24 protein-coding genes are annotated in these 22,668 nt (G+C 51.8%); 22 read left to right on the forward strand and 2 right to left on the reverse strand.

Translation table 11 applies throughout. The features are described from left to right. Positions 1-12 precede the first annotated feature (12 nt). The 3 genes from MHH28_RS04815 to MHH28_RS04825 all read left to right on the forward strand — a co-directional run bounded on the left by MHH28_RS04815 (position 13) and on the right by MHH28_RS04825 (position 3,476). A complete protein-coding gene (locus MHH28_RS04815; RefSeq protein WP_405112514.1) occupies positions 13-528 on the forward strand; it encodes a PTS glucose transporter subunit IIA in 516 nt (171 codons plus the stop codon). A 43-nt stretch (positions 529-571) separates the two neighbouring features. Beyond that, complete coding sequence (gene nagE / locus MHH28_RS04820) at positions 572-2,026, forward strand: N-acetylglucosamine-specific PTS transporter subunit IIBC (protein WP_405112517.1); 1,455 nt, start codon at positions 572-574, stop codon at positions 2,024-2,026. A gap of 169 nt (positions 2,027-2,195) precedes the next feature. Beyond that, positions 2,196-3,476 (forward strand): stalk domain-containing protein, encoded by a 1,281-nt coding sequence (locus MHH28_RS04825; RefSeq protein WP_405112520.1) that lies wholly within the window; start codon positions 2,196-2,198, stop codon positions 3,474-3,476. 208 nt (positions 3,477-3,684) lie between these two features. Here the strand turns inward: MHH28_RS04825 and MHH28_RS04830 are convergent, their stop codons facing one another. Continuing rightward, positions 3,685-4,389, reverse strand: a complete 705-nt coding sequence (locus tag MHH28_RS04830) for an NAD(P)-dependent oxidoreductase (protein ID WP_405112523.1) — start codon at positions 4,387-4,389, stop codon at positions 3,685-3,687. Between the two features lie 165 nt (positions 4,390-4,554). Here MHH28_RS04830 and MHH28_RS04835 point away from each other — a divergent pair, with 165 nt between their 5' ends. From MHH28_RS04835 to MHH28_RS04855, 5 genes are all read left to right on the forward strand, one after another. Beyond that, positions 4,555-5,118, forward strand: coding sequence for a TetR/AcrR family transcriptional regulator (locus tag MHH28_RS04835; protein WP_405112526.1), 564 nt, complete (start codon positions 4,555-4,557; stop codon positions 5,116-5,118). 61 nt (positions 5,119-5,179) lie between these two features. Then, positions 5,180-5,695 carry a sigma-70 family RNA polymerase sigma factor gene (locus tag MHH28_RS04840; RefSeq protein WP_405112528.1) on the forward strand — a complete coding sequence of 172 codons (516 nt, stop codon included), beginning with the start codon at positions 5,180-5,182 and terminating at the stop codon, positions 5,693-5,695. 23 nt (positions 5,696-5,718) lie between these two features. Next, complete coding sequence (locus tag MHH28_RS04845) at positions 5,719-6,849, forward strand: hypothetical protein (protein WP_405112531.1); 1,131 nt, start codon at positions 5,719-5,721, stop codon at positions 6,847-6,849. After that, positions 6,846-7,841 (forward strand): ABC transporter ATP-binding protein, encoded by a 996-nt coding sequence (locus MHH28_RS04850; RefSeq protein ID WP_405112533.1) that lies wholly within the window; start codon positions 6,846-6,848, stop codon positions 7,839-7,841. Before MHH28_RS04845 ends, MHH28_RS04850 begins: the two co-directional genes overlap by 4 nt. Then, a complete protein-coding gene (locus MHH28_RS04855; RefSeq protein WP_405112536.1) occupies positions 7,838-8,719 on the forward strand; it encodes an ABC transporter permease subunit in 882 nt (293 codons plus the stop codon). Before MHH28_RS04850 ends, MHH28_RS04855 begins: the two co-directional genes overlap by 4 nt. 95 nt (positions 8,720-8,814) lie before the next feature. Here the strand turns inward: MHH28_RS04855 and MHH28_RS04860 are convergent, their stop codons facing one another. Then, a complete protein-coding gene (locus MHH28_RS04860) occupies positions 8,815-9,141 on the reverse strand; it encodes a helix-turn-helix domain-containing protein (RefSeq protein ID WP_036728810.1) in 327 nt (108 codons plus the stop codon). Between the two features lie 245 nt (positions 9,142-9,386). Between MHH28_RS04860 and MHH28_RS04865 the strand changes: the two genes are divergently transcribed. The 14 genes from MHH28_RS04865 (at position 9,387) to MHH28_RS04930 (ending at position 22,590) form a co-directional block, all read left to right on the forward strand. Beyond that, positions 9,387-10,169 (forward strand): GTP cyclohydrolase II, encoded by a 783-nt coding sequence (locus tag MHH28_RS04865; RefSeq protein ID WP_405112539.1) that lies wholly within the window; start codon positions 9,387-9,389, stop codon positions 10,167-10,169. Positions 10,170-10,244: 75 nt separating this feature from the next. Further along, entirely contained in the window at positions 10,245-11,300 is a 1,056-nt protein-coding gene (locus MHH28_RS04870) for an ATP-binding cassette domain-containing protein (RefSeq protein ID WP_405112542.1), read from the forward strand. 70 nt (positions 11,301-11,370) lie between these two features. Next, entirely contained in the window at positions 11,371-12,165 is a 795-nt protein-coding gene (locus tag MHH28_RS04875; protein WP_405116855.1) for an ABC transporter permease, read from the forward strand. 8 nt (positions 12,166-12,173) lie between these two features. Then, positions 12,174-12,959 (forward strand): ABC transporter permease, encoded by a 786-nt coding sequence (locus MHH28_RS04880; RefSeq protein ID WP_405112544.1) that lies wholly within the window; start codon positions 12,174-12,176, stop codon positions 12,957-12,959. A gap of 235 nt (positions 12,960-13,194) precedes the next feature. After that, positions 13,195-14,178 carry an ROK family protein gene (locus tag MHH28_RS04885; RefSeq protein ID WP_405112547.1) on the forward strand — a complete coding sequence of 328 codons (984 nt, stop codon included), beginning with the start codon at positions 13,195-13,197 and terminating at the stop codon, positions 14,176-14,178. A gap of 677 nt (positions 14,179-14,855) precedes the next feature. After that, positions 14,856-15,788, forward strand: a complete 933-nt coding sequence (locus MHH28_RS04890; protein WP_405112550.1) for an NAD-dependent epimerase/dehydratase family protein — start codon at positions 14,856-14,858, stop codon at positions 15,786-15,788. Positions 15,789-15,903: 115 nt separating this feature from the next. Next, positions 15,904-16,434, forward strand: coding sequence for a hypothetical protein (locus tag MHH28_RS04895; RefSeq protein ID WP_405112553.1), 531 nt, complete (start codon positions 15,904-15,906; stop codon positions 16,432-16,434). 48 nt (positions 16,435-16,482) lie between these two features. After that, positions 16,483-16,827 (forward strand): DUF6054 family protein, encoded by a 345-nt coding sequence (locus tag MHH28_RS04900; protein WP_405112555.1) that lies wholly within the window; start codon positions 16,483-16,485, stop codon positions 16,825-16,827. 356 nt (positions 16,828-17,183) lie between these two features. Next, positions 17,184-17,654 carry a DinB family protein gene (locus MHH28_RS04905; RefSeq protein ID WP_405112558.1) on the forward strand — a complete coding sequence of 157 codons (471 nt, stop codon included), beginning with the start codon at positions 17,184-17,186 and terminating at the stop codon, positions 17,652-17,654. Positions 17,655-17,796: 142 nt separating this feature from the next. Continuing rightward, positions 17,797-18,366: a TetR/AcrR family transcriptional regulator gene (locus MHH28_RS04910; protein WP_405112561.1), complete on the forward strand. Its 570-nt coding sequence runs from the start codon at positions 17,797-17,799 to the stop codon at positions 18,364-18,366. Positions 18,367-18,433: 67 nt separating this feature from the next. Next, positions 18,434-19,888, forward strand: coding sequence for a DHA2 family efflux MFS transporter permease subunit (locus MHH28_RS04915; RefSeq protein ID WP_405116858.1), 1,455 nt, complete (start codon positions 18,434-18,436; stop codon positions 19,886-19,888). 201 nt (positions 19,889-20,089) lie between these two features. Next, complete coding sequence (locus MHH28_RS04920; RefSeq protein ID WP_405112564.1) at positions 20,090-20,422, forward strand: PadR family transcriptional regulator; 333 nt, start codon at positions 20,090-20,092, stop codon at positions 20,420-20,422. Continuing rightward, complete coding sequence (locus tag MHH28_RS04925; RefSeq protein WP_405112567.1) at positions 20,419-21,753, forward strand: FtsW/RodA/SpoVE family cell cycle protein; 1,335 nt, start codon at positions 20,419-20,421, stop codon at positions 21,751-21,753. The genes MHH28_RS04920 and MHH28_RS04925 overlap by 4 nt, the downstream gene beginning before the upstream one ends. Positions 21,754-21,822: 69 nt before the next feature. Further along, positions 21,823-22,590 (forward strand): M15 family metallopeptidase, encoded by a 768-nt coding sequence (locus MHH28_RS04930; protein ID WP_405112569.1) that lies wholly within the window; start codon positions 21,823-21,825, stop codon positions 22,588-22,590. Positions 22,591-22,668 lie beyond the last annotated feature (78 nt).

Below are 22,668 nucleotides of genomic sequence, written 5' to 3' on the forward strand. Positions count from 1 at the left end.
GGAGTGACTTTTATGTTTTCGAGATGGAAAGCTAAAAAAGAAGAGAAACCTACTGAGGCGGTAACCCGCCTGGAGATATACGCCCCGGTCAGCGGACAGTCCGTTCCGTTAACCGAAGTGCCGGATGAAACCTTTGCCGGTGGGCATATGGGCCAAGGTATTGCCATAGAACCTACAGAGGGGAAACTTATCGCACCCTTTGACGGAAAGGTGGCCCATGTCGTCAAAACCAATCACGCTCTGATTCTGGAGCATGCCTCAGGCCTTCAACTGCTGATGCACATCGGGATTGATACAGTCAGCTTACGCGGAGAAGGCTTCATCAGCCATATTGCCACCGGTGATGAAGTGCAGGCAGGACAGACGCTGATCGAATTCAATCTGGAGGCCATCCGGGCTGCGGGCTACCGCACTGTTACTCCGGTGATTGTAACGGGCAACGGGGAGGATACCCCGGAGGTGGATTGTCATTACGGCGTTGTCTCGGCAGGACAGAGCAGTGTACTTACAGTGGCTTCACAGCATTAAAGCATACATGTATTTAATATGAAACCAGGGGGATGATTTCATTATGCTAGCTTTTCTACAGAAATTAGGCAAATCACTGATGCTGCCCGTTGCAACTTTACCGGCGGCAGCAATTCTGCAAGGGTTCGGACTGATTAATTATGAGAAGGACTTCCATCTGGGCAGTACCGTAGGGGGATTCCTCAACCAGTATGTGGCCCCTTTTCTGAATGCGGGCGCGGGTGCAATCTTCAATAATCTGGCGCTGATTTTTGCGATTGGGGTAGCCATCGGTTTCGCAGGGGATGCGGTTGCAGCGCTGTCGGCCCTCATTGCTTATCAGGTGCTGGATAATATTCTTAAGGTCCTTCCCGCTCAGATGCCATTCATCGCCGATGATGTCAAGCTGAATATGGGCGTGCTGGGGGGGATTTTTGCCGGAGCCTGGGCTGCGTACCTGTACAAGAAATATCATAATATTAAAATGCCGGATTGGCTTGGTTTCTTCGCAGGTAAACGGTTCGTGCCCATTATCACGGCTATAACCACAATGATTCTTGCTGTGCTGGTTGGCATGATCTGGAGCCCGATTCAGGATGTCATCAGTGACTTCGGTACCTGGGTTGTCGGTCTGGGAGGTGCCGGGGCATTTGTGTTCGGGACGGCTAACCGTCTGCTGATCCCGTTCGGCCTGCATCATGTGATCAACGCCATCGCTTGGTTCCAATTGGGTGATTTCACGAACGCTGCCGGAGATATTGTTCATGGAGATCTGACGCGCTTCTTCGCCGGTGATAAGACCGCAGGAATGTTCATGACAGGCTTCTTCCCGATTATGATGTTCGCTATGCCGGGTGCAGCCCTGGCGTTCATTCATACAGCCAAACCCGGGAAACGCAAAATGGTCGCGTCCATCTTCATCGGATCGGCGATTGCTTCCTTCCTGACAGGGATTACGGAGCCGCTGGAATTCTCCTTCATGTTCATCGCACCGCTACTATATCTGGTACACGCTTTGCTTACCGGCTTTGCCGGATTCCTGATGTATGTGCTGGATGTCAAGCTCGGGTTCGGCTTCTCCGCCGGGTTGATTGATTATCTGCTGAATATGAAGCAGTCCACCAATGCCTGGCTGCTGATTCCGGTAGGACTTGGCTTCTTCGTCCTCTACTATGTGCTGTTCCGGTTCATCATCGTCAAGTTCAATCTCAAAACTCCCGGACGCGAGGATGAGACGGAGGATGACTTGATTGATCTGTCCAAAGACGGAGCGACTGTATCCGGTTCTTCCAAAGCCGCCAAAATCCTGGAGAACATCGGCGGTCCTGCGAACATCCGCAGCATCGATGCCTGCATCACCCGTTTGCGACTTAACGTTAATGATGACAAGGCCATTAAGGACGCCGCTCTTAAGCAGCTGGGTGCTTCCGGTGTCATGCGGCTTGGGCAAGGCGCTGTACAGATTGTGTTCGGACCGCAGTCCGAGCAGCTTAAGGATGATATCAAGAAGCTGATGTAGCGTCAGCAGAACAGAATAGCAATGTACTGGCAGGCATCCTTCGCGGGGTGTCTGTTTTTTTGCGCAATTTCACCGGTTTGCGTTTTGGATACTTTGCTTCCGGGTAAGGAGATAAAAATCTGTTTGTTTAGCTATCTATAACTTGAGGTCTGCGAAAGGATGGGTATACATGAGAAAGAGGCGAATGGCCGGACCTGTAATCCGGTGGATATGGACGGCTGTTATCTGGCTGGGGGTAGCCGTAGCGCTGGGTATCTCAGCGGACCAGGCGCAAGCTTCGCCGGCAGCGGGTAAGACGATTGAGGTCAATCTGGATGATAAACCGTTGTCTTTTGAGAAAGCTCCCTTGCTGGATAAAGGAACAACACTGGTTCCATTCCGTCCGCTGTTCGAAGCGATGGGGCTCAAGGTAGGCTGGAATCCCGCACAGCAAACAGTAACCGGTACGAAGGAAGGTCTAACCATCGTCATGAAGATAGGCAGCAAGACGGCCACCGTCAACGGCACCAGTGTTCAACTATTGCAAGCGCCAACAATTATCGATAATTATACAATGGTCCCGCTCCGCTTCGTTGGGGAATCAACCAAGGCGCTGGTGGCATGGAATCCATATAAGCCGCAGATTCTCGTCTACACCGACCCGTACTTAGCGGCGAACGGCCTGACCCAAGCTACGGCGAAGGCGGCGGTTGACAAGCAAATTGCCGAATTTAAAAAAATATATGACGAGCAGATCGCCAGCCAGCCGTCTCAGCCCAAGCCGCCAGCTCCAGGGGCTGTGCCGAATGCTCCTGCCGGAGACGGTTCCTACAAGCCAGCCGCTTCGGAACAGGTGAATCTGAGCAATCTGCAGGGAATGTATTACGGCTTCAGCCCGGACTACGACGGGTATGAATGCGGCGGGATGTGCTGGAATATCATCACCTTTCTGCCGGGCAATAAAGTGGTTGTAGATGCTCCAAAGCAAGGCGGACCGGAGACGATCAACTGCTCGCGTGACGGCTGCCAGACATACTCGATACAGAACGGTAAGCTGAAGCTAAGTAACGGAGACACCTTTGATATTACAGTCAAATCCGGCAAGCTGCATATTGACGATGTTGAGCTCAGCCGGGTCAAGACGGTCAAGAACGGGCTGACCCTAAGCGGAAGTTATGTTCATCGCGGCTTCCAGGGGCTGGCCGGGATATCTGCCGGATCGACCTCCTGGACACGGACGCTGGTGCTGAACAGCAATGGAACCTTCACCAGCGATAACCTGATGCTGGGTACCGTCCAGGGCGGCGCACCCACAACAGGTGGGGCCGGAGGCTCAGATACCGGTTCATACAAGATAAGCGGCAATACCATCGTATTCTCTTTTGGCAACGGCAAGATATCCAGCTCCCTATTCTTCCAGCATGATGACGGCAGCATCCAGGTTGGCGATGAGAATTATGACAAGGAATAGCAAGAAGCAGCAACATAGAAACGGTCCACGGGAATACCCGGAGGACCGTTTTTTTTGAAAATATAAGAATGTATATGTTTACGCTACCCATTATCCTTCTATTTCTCGCCGAAACGGTACCGTCCTTTAAAAGGACAGCAAAGCCGTTTCCACTTGGCACGGATAGTATATAGCTCTTCGGTACCTTGCTCATTCGTCCGCTTGCTCCTTATCGGCCGACGTTGATCACCTTGCGTGTCCAGGACGGCTCGCTGCCAGCCGCACGCAGCAGGCAATCGGCACAGGCAGCATAAGGCAGCGCCTGAAGCGGATGTATGCGGGCCGATGGGCCTGCCGTATAATCAGAGAAACTCTCTGCGTATTTAAGCACGGATGCCCGCACGATCACCCAGTCCAATCCGCTGCGCATTACTGCTTGTTCAGCAGCAGCCTTATCCTCAATCGCTTTGCGGAAAATGCGGCGCATCAAGCGGACAGCCCAGCGGTTGACGAGTGACAACTCCCTTCCGTCACTCAGATTAATCCCGCTCTGCATCACCAGCCGCTGAACTCCATGATGCTGACAGGCTGCAAGGATATTTGGAATTCCTTCTGACATGACGGTACCCGGCGAGAAGTTGGCCGCCATGACATTTTTGCCTGCCTTAAGATTTACCAGGCCCTTCTTGCCGGCAGTATCCGGGGAGACGTTGCTTGGAGGACCAATACAACTGATGACCGCTTCACTTCCGGCAAGGGCCCCAATCATGCTGGATTTGTCGAATACATCCCCTTGCCGGATAGTGAGCCCCGTTGCAGGGGAGAGTGCCTCTGGTCTGCGTACCACTGCTATAACCTCATGTCCCGCTGCAAGTGCCTGCTCCATTACTTTTCTTCCCGTTCCTCCAGTGGCTCCGATAATTGCAATTTTCATTATGATATTCTCCTTTAAATGCACAGTCGTGAATTAGTAAGCATGTATGTATAATAATAGGGAGAATAACATACGATACAAGTCTTAAAAAGCCTGATTCTGTGCATTAATTCACGACTTCAACGGAATTGTGCAGTAATCTGCAGGAAAGCTGGTGAGGATAGAGTGTTAAAGATCGACAGGAGAATACGCAAGTCCCAGGAAGCCTTAAAAAAGGCTGTTATTGAGCTGATGCTGGAGAAGGATTTTGATCAAATTACAATACAGGACATTGCTGATAGAGCGGATGTCAGCCGTAGAACCCTTTATCTTCACTACACAGACAAATTTGATCTTCTGGACAAGCTCATAGAAGAGCATATAGGCAATATACGCGAAATCTGCGAAAGTTCTGACGATGCTACTGGGTATACCGAAATGGGATTGGTATGGTTTGAATATTTCGAGAAGCATTCGATGTTCTTCTCTGTGCTGCTGGGGAGTAAAGGCAGTGTGTTTTTCCGCGGGCGGTTTCTTGAATTCTTCCTCGGAGAGCTGGGGAAGGATAAGAGCCTGTCTGGAGGGAGCGGCAAGGATGCAGCCAACATCAGAAATGTGGACATCCATTTTTTGGGATCGGCGATCGTTGGGGTAGTGGAATGGTGGTTCAAGAATGGACAGCCGTTCCCGCCAGACGTTATGGCGCAGCGGATCGGGAACTTGCTGGAGAGAAATCTTGAGGCAAGGTGATACAAATCTGCCTTAGCCTTCGTCTTACTTATAGCTGCAGCGGATAAGGAGGATTTAACTAATGAATATTCCGGAATCAGACCCATACAAATTAATCTTTTATGAGCATTACCCGAGTGTGCGCCGCAAGCTGGCGGCACTAGTGAGGGACGAGAGTGCTGCCGATGATCTGGCGCAGGAGGTTTTTATCAGACTCTACCGGAATCCGCCGGATGATCCGGCGGCTCTGGGAGCGTGGCTGCATAGAGTACTGACGCGGATCGGATATGATTATCTGAATCAGCGGGTGAGAGAGCGGCGGCTGATCAACAAGCAGGAACTGTTATATGATACGGGGGCTTCTGCTCCTACAGGGGAAGAAGTTGTGCTTAGCAAGCTAGATCAGGAAGATGTGCGGAACTGGCTGGAGGATCTTCCGGAACGGGACCGGCAGGCCCTGCTCCTGAAGTATTCAGGCTACAGCTACGCCGAGATCGCCGGGGAGCTGGGCGTGAGGCCGCCAGTAGTAGGAACCCTGTTAAGCCGGGCGACAGCCAAACTGAAACACCATGCGGTGAAATCCATTCCGCAAGAATAATGAGATCCGGGAGGTAAGAAACTATGAATAGAGCAAACGGGCAGTTACAGCCCCAGAGCACTGATGAGGCTTGGGCTAAATTACAGAAGAAGCTGGGAGAAGAGCCGGTCAATCCGGTATGGGCTGCATGGGGCAAGCAAGAGACCCTTCTTGAGGAGCAAGCTGCCAAGACTGATAGATCAGATAGAGCAGAATTGGCAGCAGATGCAGTGCTTCCGGCAGCAGCGGCGGATAACCTTGCAGCAGCGGAAGCAGTGCAGAATATAGGGCGGAAGTCACGCCAGCCTAAGATGAGCCGCACCCGCAAGTGGGCCGCAGCGGCAGCAGGCGTAGCGATTTTCGCAGCAATACTGGCTACTCCGGTAGGGAATACAGCCATGGCAGCCCTGCTGAACCAGTTCAAGATGCAGGAGGCTACAGTTGTTGAAGAAGGCGATCTGCGGGATATGTTCTATCAGATAACAGAGAATGGAAATGACCGCAATATCGAGAAATCCCTTGAGGCCTTCGGCGACGTCTCCATCACGAATGGTGAGGTAAAGGAGAATATTGCCTTCAAGGATATCCAAGGCTTGCTGGGCTACGAGCCGCTGAAGGGGTCTGTTATGGATTCCGTCAAGTTTGTTCGGGTAAGCGGCTCCCATGATATCACACTGAACCTGAAGGTGGAGGAAGTGAATAAGGCACTGAAACGTCTGGGCTCGGACAATCTGCTGCCTGCATCTGTAGATGGCAAGCCGATTACGCTTCATATCCCCGAGCAGGTGAATTACGATCTGGGCAGCGATCAGCACTGGGGAGCCTTGTCACAAATGAACACACCTATGGTAACCGTAGATCCTTCTGTGGATCTGGATGAAGCGGTTGATGCGCTCGTGAACTTCCCACTGATTCCTGATAATCTGAGAAACAGCCTGCAGAAGAGCAGGATCTTGTCCGGTGATCTGCCGATGCCGCTGATTAAGGGCAGTCATGATGAACAGATTGCGGTGGCTGGTACGCCGGTGATTCTTACTGAAATGAAGTTCAGTAACAGCAACAGCTATACGGCTGTCTGGGTGCAAAAGGGGCAGCTTCTGCAGTTTTACGGCGGAGATATCTATCCTGACCGCGAGCAGTTCATCCAGAAGGTACAGGAGTTGATCACGCAATGAGCAGTACCCCTGCGATTGAAGCGAACACTTTAACCAAAGCTTATCCGAATGGTCGCGGTTGCCGGGATGTTACTTTGACTGTGGGGAAAGGGGAAGCCTTCGGCTTCCTCGGTCCCAACGGTGCCGGCAAGAGTACCTTCGTCAAAATGCTGGTGGGACTCATCTCGCCAACGGGCGGCAATGCTACCATTCTGGGCCATCCGCTCGGCTCCATTGAAGCCAAAATGAAAATTGGCTATCTGCCGGAATTGTACCGCTACCAGGAATGGCTGACCGGTGAAGAAGTGGTCAGGCTTCACGCCAAGCTATGCCGGATTCCGAAATCCGTCATGGATGAGAGAATTCCCCGGCTCCTGCAGGAGGTAGGCATCGGGCTGCGCGGAAAGGACCGGGTCAAGCATTATTCCAAGGGAATGCAGCAGCGGCTGGGTCTTGCGTGTGCGCTGGTGAATGATCCTGAGATTCTTTTCCTGGATGAACCCTCCTCGGCCCTTGATCCCATCGGGAGAATGGAAGTGCGGAAGATTCTGCAGCGGCTGAAGGAGCGGGGAATCACTATTTTTCTCAACTCTCATTTACTTGAGGATGTTGAAGTGCTGTGCGACCGGATGGCTCTGCTGAGTAACGGAGCGGTCCTGCGGCACGGCAAAGTAGCGGAGATGCTGAACAAACGGACAAGCTGGCATTTCAAAGTGGGCGGATACACGCCTTTTTTGCTGTCCTGGCTTAATGAGCATACAGGGTTATCCATCCAGCAATCAGTGCCTGCGGCAGGTAAATCGGGCTATGATCCGGCACAGGAGGGTGAACCCGATGCCAGTATCGTATGGCTGGAGGCGGAGCTGGATCATGAGGAACAGGCAGGCTGGCTGAACGGGCTGATGGTGGAGCAGGGGATGACGCTGTATCAGGTGAGCCGCCAGACTGAACGGCTGGAGGACTGGTTCATGGATGCGGTAGCCGGGCTCAGTCATAGGGGGGAGAAGGAATGAGAACCATACTGGCAATGACCTGGAAAGAAATGCTGCGCAAAAAAGTGATGATGCTAACCCTCCTGCTAACTCTGGTGTTCCTGATTGCCTTCTGGTTTGTGGCCGATACCGTGGGAACGAACGATCAGGGGGCCGGAACGTTGGCTAACGACAGCGGGTTATTCACGCAGTTCATAAACGGCGCTTTTATTCTGAGTCTGGGCTTCTTCTTCGGCGCATTCGTTATTGCCTTTCTGGCGATCTTCAGCTCCTTCTCGGTGATTGCCGGTGAAGCGGAGCAGGGGGTCATGCAGGCTCTGTTACCCCGGCCGCTGCCGCGCTGGAAATGGTATTGTGGCCGCTGGCTGGGCTTCGTTACGCTGGGAACGATCTATGCATTCATTCTGTTCACTGCGATTCTGCTGATTACAAGTGCCCATGCGAATGTTCCCAGAGATGTAGCCGTGCTTACGAAGTCATTCCTGCTGTTCGCCTCTGTAGTTCCCTTGTTAATTTCCGTATCCATGCTGGGTTCAGGACTATTCTCGGCGCTAGGCAACGGTGTGTTCATGACGATGCTCTATGGGGCAGGATTTCTTGGGGGGATGCTGGATAAGGTTAGCGGGTCGCTGAGACTGGAGGAGGACGGACTGAAGGTGCTGAATAATCTAACCGGAATCATCTCGATGATTATGCCGGCAGATACCTTGCAGCGCCGAATGATTGTCGAGCTGTTCAGCATGAAGGATCTGAATGGTCTCGTCTCCATGAATAGCGGGGCGCTCAGCATACTGAATATCAGTTCTTTTCCGTCTAATACCTTCATTATGTATGCTGTGGGCTACACGGTGATTATCTTTGCACTTGGGCTTTTGCGCTTTCAGCGTAAGGATCTGTAGGAACCAACCATGCGTACTATAAAAAACAAAGCAGCGCCCTCAAAGTTTCCTGGAACAGGAGCTTCAAGGGCGCTGCTTCGCGTGCCATGCGGGAATCATTTGGTCACGCCGATCTCGATCCAATCCGTGGACCAGTTGCCAATTTCGCCAAGAATGGGGGCAAGTGCCGTACCTTTATCGGTTAACGAATACTCAATACGTACTGGCATCTCGGGGTATACAGTACGCTGTATAATCCCTTCTGTCTCCATTTCCTTCAACCGGTCCGATAAGACCTTGCCGCTAAGGTTGGACAAGCAATGCTCGATTTCCCCGAACCGCCGCGGACCATCCATCAGGACGAACACGATCAGGGCTACCCACCGCTTGCTAAGGACATCTACCGCTTTCTCAAACCTGGGGCACATCTCAAAATCATTCATAAGGATCACCTCAGCATTCATTATATCATAAACTTACAATAAGTAATCATAAATATTTAAAGATATATTATAACTTGACGAAGTTATATTACAATGATAAACTAACTTACAAATAGTTACTATGGCAAAACTTAAATATTCAAATTCAAACTAAGCAACTGCTTCCGAGGCGAGTTTGCGTAATGGAATTTTTGCGTGATGGATCGAAGAAGCGTGTGCTATCAAACTTTTAGGACGGTGCTCTTATGATCAACCCTGATATCCTGTCTATACTACACAACAAAATCAGCCGGATTCCTATGGAACATTCCACGAATATACTTGTTGGACCGATTACTCTGCCTGTGAATCTGGACGGGGAGACGATTACCTTCAAATGGTACAGCTGGCTGAACGTGACGGACGAAGAGCTTCAGCGCGCTGAAGGCAAGGAGGCTACCGAGCTGCTCATTAGCCGGTTGTCATCGATGAAGCTTGCGGACGGACAGCAGTCCAGTGTTCTGGTCTACGGAGATTTCGAGCATTCAGAGGAAGCGCTGATCCGGATGCACAGCATTTGCCATACCGGGGACATCTTCGGCAGCAAGCGCTGCGATTGCGGCTTCCAGCTGCACCAGTCGATGAAGATGATTTCCCAGCATGGCTCCGGGGCACTCTTTTACCTGGCGAATCATGAAGGCCGCGGCATTGGCCTGTTCAGCAAAGCGATGGCATATCTGCTTCAGGAAGAAGGGTATGATACTGTAGAGGCCAATCTTGAGCTTGGGTTCGCCGATGATTCCCGGGATTACACGGATGCGATCAGCGTGCTTCAGCATTTGCGCAGCAAGCCCGTGACCCTGATCACCAACAATCCGAAGAAGATGGAAGCCCTCCGGGCAGCAGGAATGAACACAGTGAAGCGGGTACCGCTCTGGGGCGACATATCGGTGTTCAATGAAAAGTATCTGCGGACCAAAGTGGCCCGTTCCGGTCATCTGGAGGCTGTGCCGAGTGCCGAGTTTTTTGAAGGCCGAGTGGCTAAATAAGCAGGCTGGACGGAAGTACATCCGTTCCCTTATAATGGGGTACTGAACCCAATTCTGAGCTTAGTGAGGTAACCTATGAATGCAATTCAAGTGCAGGACTTGCGCAAGACCTTCAAAGTCCAAAAAAACCGCGAGGGCCTCAAAGGGGCCTTCGCTGATTTGTTTAAACGGCAATATACCGAAGTGACAGCAGTAAAGGACATCTCGTTCAGCATTCCCGAAGGCGAAATCTGCGGCTATATCGGGGAGAACGGGGCGGGGAAGTCCACTACGATCAAGATGCTCACCGGGATTCTGGTTCCTACCGCCGGCAGTCTGACTGTCGGCGGCTTCGTGCCGTACGAGGAGCGGGAGAAGTTCGTTCAGAACATCGGCGTGGTGTTCGGCCAGCGCAGCCAGCTCTGGTGGGATATCGGCGTCATTGAATCGTTCCAGCTGCTGCGTAAGGTATACCGTGTTCCGGAGCAGGCATTCAAGAAACGGCTGGATGAGCTGGTAGAACGTCTGGAGCTTCAGGAGCTGCTGAACCGTCCGGTCCGCAAATTAAGTCTGGGCCAGCGGATGCGCTGCGAGCTGGTAGCGGCACTGCTGCACAATCCGTCCATTCTGTTCCTGGATGAACCGACAATTGGACTTGATATTGTGGTGAAGTCGGAGATCCGCGAATTCCTGAAGGATATGAACCGGGAGCATGGCACAACCATCCTGCTGACGACACATGATCTGCAGGATATCGAAGCGCTCTGCTCACGGGTGATTATGCTGGATGACGGGCGGATTATCTATGACGGTGGATTGGACGATCTTAAGCAGCGCTGGGGAACCGGACGCGAAGTGCAGTTCCAGTTCGGAACGGCCACGAAGCTCCAGCAATTGATTGACTGGACGGAAGGGATGCCGGTTACCTGGACAGCGGAGAATGATCTGGCGGCGAAGGTATGGATTCCGCTGGAGCTGAATGTATCGGATGTGCTGGGCCGGGTCGTAGGGCAGGCAGATATCACAGACATCAAAATCATTGAAACGAATACGGATGACATCGTCCGCAGTATTTATCAGTCAGGCTCGGCAGAGAAGCCGGAGGAGCGGATCGCCGCACTCAGCGATGAGAAAGAGGCTATCCATGTCTGAGAAGCTGGCAACGGCAGTTCCCTCCTCCGGCGGTTCTCCGGGCGGTTCCCGGGAGAATGGGCGGAGGCTGCTGCTTGGCGCTTATTTCGATTTTATCCGTATCCGGTTCCTGACGATGCTTGCTTACCGGGTGAATTACTATTCGGGGATTCTGATCTACACGCTCAATATCGGGGTGAATTATTTCACCTGGAGAGCGATCTATGGCGATGGTCAATCGCTCGGCGGCTTTACCGGGGCGCAGATGACCACGTATGTCGCGGTCTCCTGGATGGCGAGGGCTTTCTATTTCAACAATCTGGACCGGGAGATCTCCACTGACATCCGTGACGGGAGCATCGCGATCCAGTTCATCCGGCCTTATAATTATGTGCTGGTCAAAATGATGCAGGGACTCGGCGAAGGCCTGTTCCGCTTCATGATGCTGATGATCCCGGGCATGGTGATTGCCGTTCTGCTGTTTCCGGTAGAGCTGCCGACAGAGCCTTCGGCCTGGGCCGGGTTCCTGGTCATGCTGTTCTTCAGCTTCCTGATCAGCTCGCAGATTAATATTATCACAGGCCTGTCTGCCTTCTTCGTGGAGAACAATGAGGGGATGATGCGCATGAAGCGTGTGGTCGTGGATCTGTTCTCAGGGCTGATTGTGCCGATTACCTTGTTCCCGGACTGGTTGTCCTCTGTGCTTAAGGTTCTTCCCTTCCAAGCGATTACCTATCTGCCGGGCTCTGTATTTACAGGCCGGGTGCAGGGGGTAGGCATCTGGAATGTGCTGGGTATCCAGGTCATCTGGTTCCTGATTCTGCTCGTTCCGATTGTCTGGCTAAATCATGCAGCGCGCCAGCGGCTGTTCGTGCAGGGGGGGTGAGCTAAGCTATGTACTACCTGGGCTTATTAATGGAATATCTCAAGAATTATATGAAAACACGATTAACCTACCGCGCGGATTTCTGGGTGGAGGTTATCTCTGACCTGCTGTTCCAGGCAACGAACTTCATCTTCATCCTGGTCATCTTCATGCACACCGACAGCCTGGGCGGCTGGAATCAGAACGAAGTGGTGTTCGTCTACGGCTTCTTCATGGTGCCGTTCGGCGTATTCAGCTGCTTCGTCAATATGTGGGGCTTCAGTGAACGGTATATTGTCAAAGGCGAAATGGACCGCATTCTGACCCGTCCGGCGCATAACCTGTTCCAGATCTTCCTGGAGAATGTGGACCCGCCGTCCCTGTTCGGCTCTTTCATCGGACTGGTTGTCATGGCGATCAGCGGCAGCAATCTAGGCTTGCCGTTTGAATGGTGGACCCTGCCGATGCTGATTCTTCTGACCCTCAGCGCCGTAGCCATTTATACGGGGATCTATACGACACTGACATCGCTGTCGTTCTATTCGGATGCTCCGACAGGCATTCTTCCGCTGATGTATAACATCCAGACGTACGGACGTTATCCGGTAACGATCTACAACCGGGCGATTCAGGTACTGCTTACCTGGATTATCCCGTTTGCTTTTGTCGGGATCTACCCGGCAGCCTTGTTCCTGCACCGCGATGAGATGCGGACGATGGCGCTGCTGACCCCGCTGGTTGGCGTGGTCTTCCTCAGCATCGGCCTGATGGCCTGGAGCTTCGGAGTGAAGCGGTATAAGGGCGCTGGTTCTTAACGGGTTGGAATCAAACAGAATTACCGGGAGGGTTGTCCCGCAGCTTCGCAAGAGGCTGCCGGGGCAGCCCTCTTTGTCAATACAATAACAGTAATCCGAATCTGCAGGTTGTTCGCTTTCAAGTGAAACGTACTATCCATATGCTCTGAAAATGCTACTTATCTAAAAATTGAAAGCGCATAATAAGAGGAGAGAGGCTACAGTATTCTAATGGTGGAAAGAAGGATGGGGCAGGATGGACAAATACATAGTCGGCGTTGACCTGGGCGGAACTAATATTAAGGCAGGCCTATTCGATGAGCAATTCACAGCGCTAGAGGAGCTATCAATACCCACAGAAGCGCAGCAGGGTCCGGCACATGTGCTGGAGCGGATCAGGCTTGCCGTTACGCAACTGTGTGCGGGAAGCGAGATTTACGAGTCGCAAATTGCCTGTATGGGCATGGGAATCCCTGGGCTCCTCGACCCTGAGGAGGGCCTGTCGGTATTATCACCGAATTTTCCGGGCTGGGAGCAGGTCCATGTGGTCAACGAACTGAAGCCATACTACGGCTTCGAGGTCTACATAGATAACGATGTGCGGGTTAATCTTTACGGGGAATGGCACCATGGTGCCGGACAAGGATACAAGCATCTGATCCTGCTTACACTCGGTACCGGCCTCGGCTCAGGGATGGTTCATGACGGCAAGGTGCTGTACGGGACAACCTTCAGCGCTGGTGAAATCGGACATATGAATATGTTCCGGCAGGGCCGGCCCTGCCGCTGCGGAAGCTCTGGATGCCTAGGGCGGTATGTATCTGCGGTGGGGATAGTGAATACTTTCAAGGAGAAGCTGGAGGCAGGCAGGGTCAGCCTGATTCAGACCTGGACCGGGCAGACCCAGAAGCAGATCACGGCTCAGATGATCTCAGAGGCTTATGATCTTGGAGACCCCTTGGCAATTGAGGTCATGCATGAGACGGGGGAGCTGCTGGGATTCGGGCTGGCAAATGTGATCAATCTGCTGAACCCTGAGCTGGTTATTATCGGGGGCGGCATGGCCGCAGCAGGAGACCGGCTCTTGAACAGTGTCCGCGATACTGTAAATGCCCATGCGCTGAAGCTGTCAGCAAGCCGGTGCCGGATTGTTCAGGCTGAACTGGGCAGCCGAGCGGGTACGCTGGGTGCGGCTGTGTATGCTTATCAGAAGCAGAGCCGGCACAACTATATAGATTGAACTGAAAAATACTAGTAAAGCATCAGATTAAAAAGAATGGATAAGCTTGTAAACCCTATCAACCCAAATTCTAACGGACCGGAGAGATCTTATCCCCGCGAAAACGCCACTTTGTGCAGCTTAACGGACTCAGGCGACCTTATAGTTTCGCTATGAGACGTTTCGGAGCTGACGCGCAAAGGATAAGGCCTGTGGAGTCCGTTACTCGCCCAATTGGCGACTTTCTTCCCAAATAAGAACAGCTCAGTCCGTTACGCTAAGCCAAACGCCCCTGAAGAACAACGCCCGCTTGGTAAAAAGATGTAATTCGAAGGGGAATTGCGTCTGCTCCACTATTTTGAATCTGATAAGGTACTAGTTCAATTTATATAGACCATTCTAATTGAGCAGAAATGCAATGATGCAAAACTATTGAAATCCAATAATTCACCATATGTCCATATAAAAGCTCCTAATCGACATTAATCGTCAAATTATCCCAATGAATACAGCAACTTGAAGGCGGTATACTGGGTACAGTGGCATATTTACTGGTATATATATCCTGCATCTCTGGAGTAAGCAACATCGATATTCCGGTTCATCATGACTGCGAATCATACTCACGGGCAGATTGAATGGACCGTCATGCAGCTTGCTGAAGGTATTCATGCGTTCGAGAAGGAGCCGTTAATGTTATGAATCTCGTAATTGGAGGCAATGGCGGTCTGGGCCATTCCATCACACAAGAATTACTTGCACGGGGCAGACTGGTGAAGGCTACCTACCACCGTTCCAGTCAGGCTCTGCGCAGGCTGAAGGGCCCGCTGCTGACTCTGGCGGCAGTGGATGTAATGAATGAGAAGGTGCTTGCTGAAGCGCTGAATGGGGTAACAACCGTCTATTTCTGCCTTAATGTGCCGTATCAGGATTGGTATTCTGTCATGCCAGGGGCACTGGAGCGGGTGACCCGCCTGCTTAAGATCGGTCAGACGCTGGTATTTCCGGGCAATATCTACGGTTACGGCAAGCTCCAATATCTGCCGGCGGATGAACGCCATCCGAAGGAGGCGCGTACCCGGAAGGGGAAGCTGCGGAACCAACTGGAGGAGCTTCTTAAGACGGAGGCTGCGCTGCGCGGATTCCGTTACGTGATTCCGCGGTATCCGGATTATTACGGTCCCAATGTCACGAACCGGCTGTTCGGTCCGATCTTCAGCGGAGCCCTCCAGGCCAAGACGATCAAGTGGCCGGTGAAGCTGGATGTCCCGCATGATCTGGTCTATATCCGTGACGCAGCCAGAGCGGCTGTGCTGCTGGCGGAGAGCGGAGAACAGGGGGAGTGGCATATATCCGGCTCCGGCGCTATTGAGGGGCGGCAATTCCTGATGAACATCCAGCGTGCGGCCGGCAGCAAGGGAAAGTGCTGTGCGCTGCCAGCCTGGGCTGTCGGATTAGCCGGTATGTTCAATAAGGAAGCGAACGAATTCCATGAGCTTCTCTATGAATTCGAGTATCCGTTGCTGCTGAATGATCATAAATTCATGATGCGGTTCCCCGAATATAATCCGACTTCGTATAAAAAGGGGATTAAGGAGACCATCGACTGGTTCCGCGAAGAGCTGGGTTAGCGGACTTAGCCGAGGGGAAGGAGCAGCGGTGCTTTTAAAGACAAGCTTGGGGAATTGTACGCCGTCCCGGGTAGCATGATATGCTATAGGAAGTAATCACACGGGAGGTAATATGATGACACGGGACATACAGCATATGCCTTATGGCTATGAACCGCCAGCCAGTGAACGCAAGGGAACGCTGATCTTCTATGATTCCTTTGAGCATATATCGGATAGGGAGCTGCTTAAGGCGGCGGAGACGGCAGTGGAGCGTAAGTTCACGAAGCTGGTGCTCTACCCGCTGCATGAAGAAACCGTCCGGCGGATGACGAAGGAGCCGGTGAAGGCCTGGTATAAGCGGGACGACCGGCTGCATGAGTGGAAAAGGGAGCAGGGACAGTCCTTCATCACCGTGGAGAGCCTGGAAGGGAAGCGGAAGAAGTATACCCCGCTGGATTCGGCGCTACGTCATATCAGCGACATCTACCCCGCACCGTATTTTCTCTATCTGACTCCAGATATGGCAAATCAGTTTGCCTCCTTCTCCTCCTTCGAGGAGTGGATTGTCAAGCTTCGCCTGCTGCTCTCCGAAGCTCCGGCACAGGTCCATCCGCGTCTGGAGAAGTTCCGTCACCGCTGGGATGTGGCAGGCGGGGAACGCTGAACGGGTTACACCTTAGATTCGAAGCATAATTGCGTGAGGAGGATAAGCATGGGAGAGTCTTATCAACTGAATGTCGAATTGCAGCCGGGCGCGGTAATGATGCTGATCAAAGAGGGGATGACAGAGCGGTCGGAGCTTCTGTATGAGGAGTTTAACGAGCTGGGGGATGGCCGGATGATCGGGACGCTGATTTATGAACGATTTTACTTCCGGTCCAGAAACCAGGCGGCGCTGGTAATTATCGTGGATAATCTGCTGCGGGGAACCGTGAGTAATGTCCGTCTCATTCCGGCAGGCGCCTCCCAAGGCCTGATCCTTAAGATGGATTGGGGTGCAGGGCAGAGTTTCGCATCTACAGTAGAAGAGATCCTGAAAGAATATATAGTGAAGTAAGCGGTAAAGAAGAAAAGGGAACTCAGGCCAGCCATGCCTTGACAGCAGTGTGGACTGCTGCAAGGACGGGCTGGCCTGTTCTGTGACAAGCTAAAAATCACTCGCTTTATCCTTGACGCAATGAAACATAATAGTTATTATAGATATCTATAGTCTATGTTTGCGGTGATTATCAATGAAGCTCTCAATGGCTACCGATTATGCTCGACATACAATGCTCTTTTTAAATCAATTATAGACAACTAGTACCTTTAAAGGATGTGATACAGAATATTAGTTGGGTTTGCGTCTTTTGGTTGCGAAATGAAGGTTAATGTAGCTATTGTCAAAACGGATATCTAAAGGAGAGCGGGAAGATGAATGTATTCAAAAGCCAGTATGAGATGATCCAACGCACAAGGGAATCATTATTTCGTTTTTGCGAAACTTTGTCCCCCACCGATTATGTTAAAGAAATAGAAGCCTTTGGCGGAGTTTCTATTCGCAGTCTGCATGCTCATGTAGCCGATTGTTACCGGATATGGTTAGGAAATCGCGCCCTTGGTAAATCACTTCCCAAAGTGAACCCGGAATCCGTTGACAATATAGAGAAAATGCGTGAAATTTTTAAGAACACGGATGAACTGGTTTATGAATTTCTAAATGATTTTAAAATCAAATGGGATCCTGCCATTACCGCATCCTGGCAGAGTGACAGTGTAGAGTTAACCGAATTATGGTTATTTACGCACACCATCACCCACGAATTTCATCATAGAGGACAAATTGTAAAAATGGGCAGGCAACTCGGATATATCCCGCCGAAAATGAACCTCGCTAAACCTTAGTAACCAATTTCATATCACCATGGATTCTCGAAAAATTTAAATTTGAAATTATTATCCATTGACAATAGGCGTTTTTTTGTGGTTTTATTATGTAGACCAATTGTTATAATCGTTGGATCGTCAGGATAAGGAAGTGTCCCGCTTGTCGAACAAGCACAATGCACGTGAAGCCATTGTGGATACGGCTTCCAGGTTGTTTTTTACACAGGGTTACCATGCTACCGGTCTGAATCAGATTATCAGAGACAGCGAATCGCCCAAGGGTTCCTTGTATTATTATTTCCCCCACGGCAAAGAGGAGCTGGCATTGACCTGCATTAACCGGACCAGTGAAGAGGTAGCCCATTTATTGCGTCAATATATGGAGAGTGAAGCGGCGCCGGCTCAGGCTGTGCAGAATTTCATTCTGTCTATGGCAGATGAAGCGGAGAAATCCTCTTTTGAAGGACTCGTTCCGTTCAGCTTCTGGGTGGCCGTGGAGACCTCCTGCGTCAGCCATGAACTGCGCACCGCTTGCCAGTGTGTCTTCAGGGGTTGGCAGGATATCATAGCGGAGCGTCTGATCCGGGAGGGGGTAGAGGAAGAAACGGCAGGCTGCAAAGCCTCTGTGGTGGTCTCCTTGTTCGAGGGAGCGCTGCTCCAGGCGTTGACCTGCAGAAATATTCAGCCGCTGGCGGCGGCAGCAGAGTGCATTCCGGCAATACTGGCATAACCGTAAGACGCAAGACCCTAGAGAGAGATTATACACATATCAGGAGGATACGAGAGTGAACGCAACTATGACTGACAAGGGGCCAAGCGAGCCCCGGCAATTCAAGACTTTACCCATTCTGATCTCCCTGCTGATTGCCGGCTTCATCGGCATGTTCAGTGAGACCGCCCTAAATGTAGCCTTAAGCGATCTGATGAATGTCCTGCAAATCACACCATCGACGGCGCAGTGGCTGACTACCGCCTATCTGCTGACGCTGGGCATTCTGGTTCCAATCTCTGGACTGCTGCTACAGTGGTTCACCACAAGACAGCTGTTCGTCGCTGCCCTATGTTTCTCCATACTGGGCACGTTTCTTGCAGCGATATCACCGAATTTCGAGTTTCTGCTCACCGCGAGAGTGGTGCAGGCCATGGGAACCGCACTACTCCTGCCGCTGATGTTCAACACCATTCTAATCATCATTCCCGCTGAGAAAAGAGGGGCGGCGATGGGACTTATCGGCTTGGTGATCATGGTTGCCCCGGCGATTGGACCTACGATTGCCGGTCTGCTGATTGAGGGTCTGAGCTGGCACTGGATTTTCTGGCTGTCCCTGCCGTTCCTGGTCATCGCTCTGCTCAGCGGAATTCTCTTCATGCAGAACGTCACGGAAGTCACTAAGCCGAGGATTGATGTCCTGTCAATTATCCTGTCGTCCTTCGGCTTCGGCGGCATTGTCTACGGATTCAGCAGCGCTGGCGAAGCGGAAGGCTGGGGAAGTCCGAAGGTCATCATCGCCATCGTGATCGGTGCGGTTTCACTTGTTCTGTTCTGCATCCGCCAGTTGACGATGAAGCAGCCCATGATTGATCTGCGCGCCTTCAAGTTCCCGATGTTCGTGGTAGGGGTGTTGATGGTCTTCATCTGTATGATGGTCATTCTCTCCTCGATGCTGATTCTTCCTATGTATCTGCAACAGGGACAAGGGTATTCGGCCTTCAAGGCAGGACTGCTGCTGCTGCCGGGCGGAATTATCAACGGCCTGATGTCGCCGGTTATGGGACGCCTGTTCGACAAATACGGTCCGAAATGGCTGGTTATCCCTGGACTGGTGCTGGTCGCAATCTCCTTGTGGTTCTTCTCAGGGATTACAGCTACGTCCACTGTTGTCTTCGTAATCGTGCTTCACAGTGTGCTGATGATCGGAATCTCCATGATAATGATGCCCGCACAGACGAACGGCATCAATCAGCTTCCGCTGGAATACTATCCGCATGGTACAGCCATTATGAACACACTCCAGCAGGTTGCGGGAGCGATTGGTACAGCGCTGGCGGTAAGCATCATGACCTCCGGTTCCAAAAGCTACATGCAGACCGTCACTAACCCGGGCGATCCGATGAATATCGTCGGAGCCTTCACTCATGGCGTGCAGAATGCCTTCATCTTCGGCATGGTCATGGCTATTGTAGGTCTGGTGATTGCGTTCTTCCTTAAGCGTGTCATCGTTTCCCACAAGACTCAGGCTTCGATGCATTAATTAATCTGCTTTTGAATAAGGACCTCTCCTTGGTAAAATGGGCAACCATTTGGCGGGAGAGGTTTCTTCGTGTTTATTTTCGTGTTTATTAATGTACATTTCTACAATAGTTTGCCGGGGAGGCTGGACTTCATCTGGTCAATATTGTATATTAAGCATAGATTAACGAGGTATAGGCGAAACAAACAGGAGGGAACGCCGATGAAGGTCAGCAAAGAAATGCTGAAGGGAAGCACAGGAACTATGATTCTCACCCTGCTGCTGGACAGGCCGCTGTATGGGTATGAGCTGATTAAGGAGCTGGAACAGCGCTCGCAGGGGGTTTTTGCGCTGAAGGAGGGGACGCTCTACCCGATTCTCCATGCGATGGAGAGTGAACGCTGGGTAGAAGCGTATTGGATGGAGGTAGACGGACGCAGACGCAAGTATTACCGGCTACTGGATGAGGGCAAGCAGAAGCTGAAGGAGAAGAAGGCGGAATGGGCGCTGTTCAAGGGTGCCGTCGATACCGTACTGGGGGAGGGCAGCGGATGATGGAGCAGGGAAAGAATGAGCTGGAGCGTTATCTGAATAATGTATGTGCCGAGGTCAGAGCCAAAGGGATGCACAGTGAAATCCGGGACGAGCTAAGCGGGCATTTCGCCGACCTGGTGACGGAGCGGCTGGAGCTTGGTGCTTCCGAAGAAGAGGCACAGCGGTATGCGATTACGCAAATGGGTGACCCGCAGCTTGTCGGCAGAGAGCTACACCAGATTCATAAACCGCGCATTCCCTGGGGGCTGCTGGCGGGTGTAATATTGTTGTCGGCGGTTAGTCTGCTGGGGATGGCAGCTGTGGAAGCGGAGTTTGCAGACTCCCCGATTCCTGATGCTCTTATGCTGCGCCAGTCCGTATACATCGTTCTTGGGATCGCGGTAATGGCCATCATGTATTTTATCAATTTCAAGCATGTGCAAAGAGCCTCGGGATTGATCTATGGTGCTACCTTAATGGCGATCATTATCAGCCTGTTGTTGGGTATGGATATGATTAATGGTACTGCCCGGTATGTGAGTGTTCTGAGATTTCCGTTCGATGTGATCGGATACAGTCCATATGTGTTCGTGGTTGCTCTGGCAGGGATCTGGAACAGGCAGAGCTTCATGAAGTCCTGGGGCGGACGAACGAGAGATTTGGCGGAAATATCGTTATTGCTGCTGCCGGCCGTGATTTATGCGGTAATCCCCGTTTTTTCTGAACTGATTCTCTATCTGGCAGTATCCCTTACGCTCTATGTCTGGATGACACGCCGCTGGATTACAGGTGCGGTCATGGGTGTAATTTCTGTAACAGGCGGGGCAATCTATATGTGGAACCAACGGTATCTGCGGGAGCCGCTCATCGCGGCATTTCAGGCCGATCAAGGAGATACGGGCGCTGGCTACCTGAATAGTGTCATTCACAACACCCTAACCTCCGCTGGCTGGAGTGGACAGGGAATGGGCTATAGAGGGGCGGAAGAACGTTTGATGTTTCCGTATACGGACCTTTTTCCGGTGTACCTGATTCAAACCTTCGGCTGGGCCGGGGGGCTGGTGCTCCTTGGGTTAACCTGCTGGTTTGTGCTGAAAATGGTCGCCTACGCCCGCGCAGTCAGCGATACCTATGGCCGGATGCTGATCCTTGCGCTGACCCTGATGCTCTCGATCCGCATACTGTATGGCCTGTCTATACTAAGCGGCAGAATGCCGCTTGTGTCCATACCGTTCCCGTTCCTGAGCTACGGGCAGCATGTCTTCACTGAGTTCGCTGCTGCCGGGCTGCTGATGGGGGTATACCGGCGCAAAGATATGCTTCCAGCGGGGCAAGCTCCATCTTCGCTATAGACTCTTCCTGTGGCTGCACCGTATACTGGAAGGGTAAATATGGGATAAGGCAGGTGAGGAGTAAGCATTGTGAACAAGCTGCGATATACAGGCACAAGACTCGGAGTACTGCTAAGTGCGTTTTTTGTTAGCGGGGCTGTACTTCTGGGCGCAGGGACAACGGCTGCAGCGGCACCCGTGACTCCTGAGACACCGTTTACCTCAAGTACAGTTGTGAAGAAAAACAATCTCCCCGGCGGGTTTGTCTATCTGGATGAGGTGATTCCGTCGGCGCAATATGAGATCCGTTATTATAGTGAGAATAATTTCACCGGCACCAAGGTGGACGGGTATAAGGCACCGCTCGCGATTTTCACGAAGACTGCTGCTGCTGCACTGAAGAAGGTTAGCGAGGATCTGGAGCAGAAGGGCTATATCCTGAGAATCTATGACGCGTACAGTCCGCAGCAAGCTGTCAATCACTTCGTGCGCTGGTCGCAGGATGCTGCCGATCTGAAGATGAAGCCGCAGTATTATCCTAAGCTGGACAAGCGCAATTTGTTCAAGCTGGGCTTCATCGCCAAGAAATCGGGGCACTCCCGGGGCAGCACCATCGACCTGACACTGGCACACCGGAGCACAGGCAAGCTGGTGGATATGGGCAGTCCTTATGATTTTTTCGGTGAAATCTCTTACTATAACACTACGCTCATCAGCAGTACCCAGCATGAGAGCCGCAAGCTCCTGAAGGATGCGATGACGAAGCAGGGCTTCAAGCCGTATGTCAAGGAGTGGTGGCATTTCACACTGATCAAGGAGCCTTATCCGAAGCAATATTTTAACTTCCCAGTGGAGTGAGGGCTGTTCCACAGCTGTGCAGAACGGTTAATGTATAATGTAAGGTTAATCTCTGAAGCATGCGTGCATAATATTCGA

It is taken from the genome of Paenibacillus sp. FSL K6-1217 (assembly GCF_045040735.1).
Lineage (GTDB): Bacteria > Bacillota > Bacilli > Paenibacillales > Paenibacillaceae > Paenibacillus_AQ.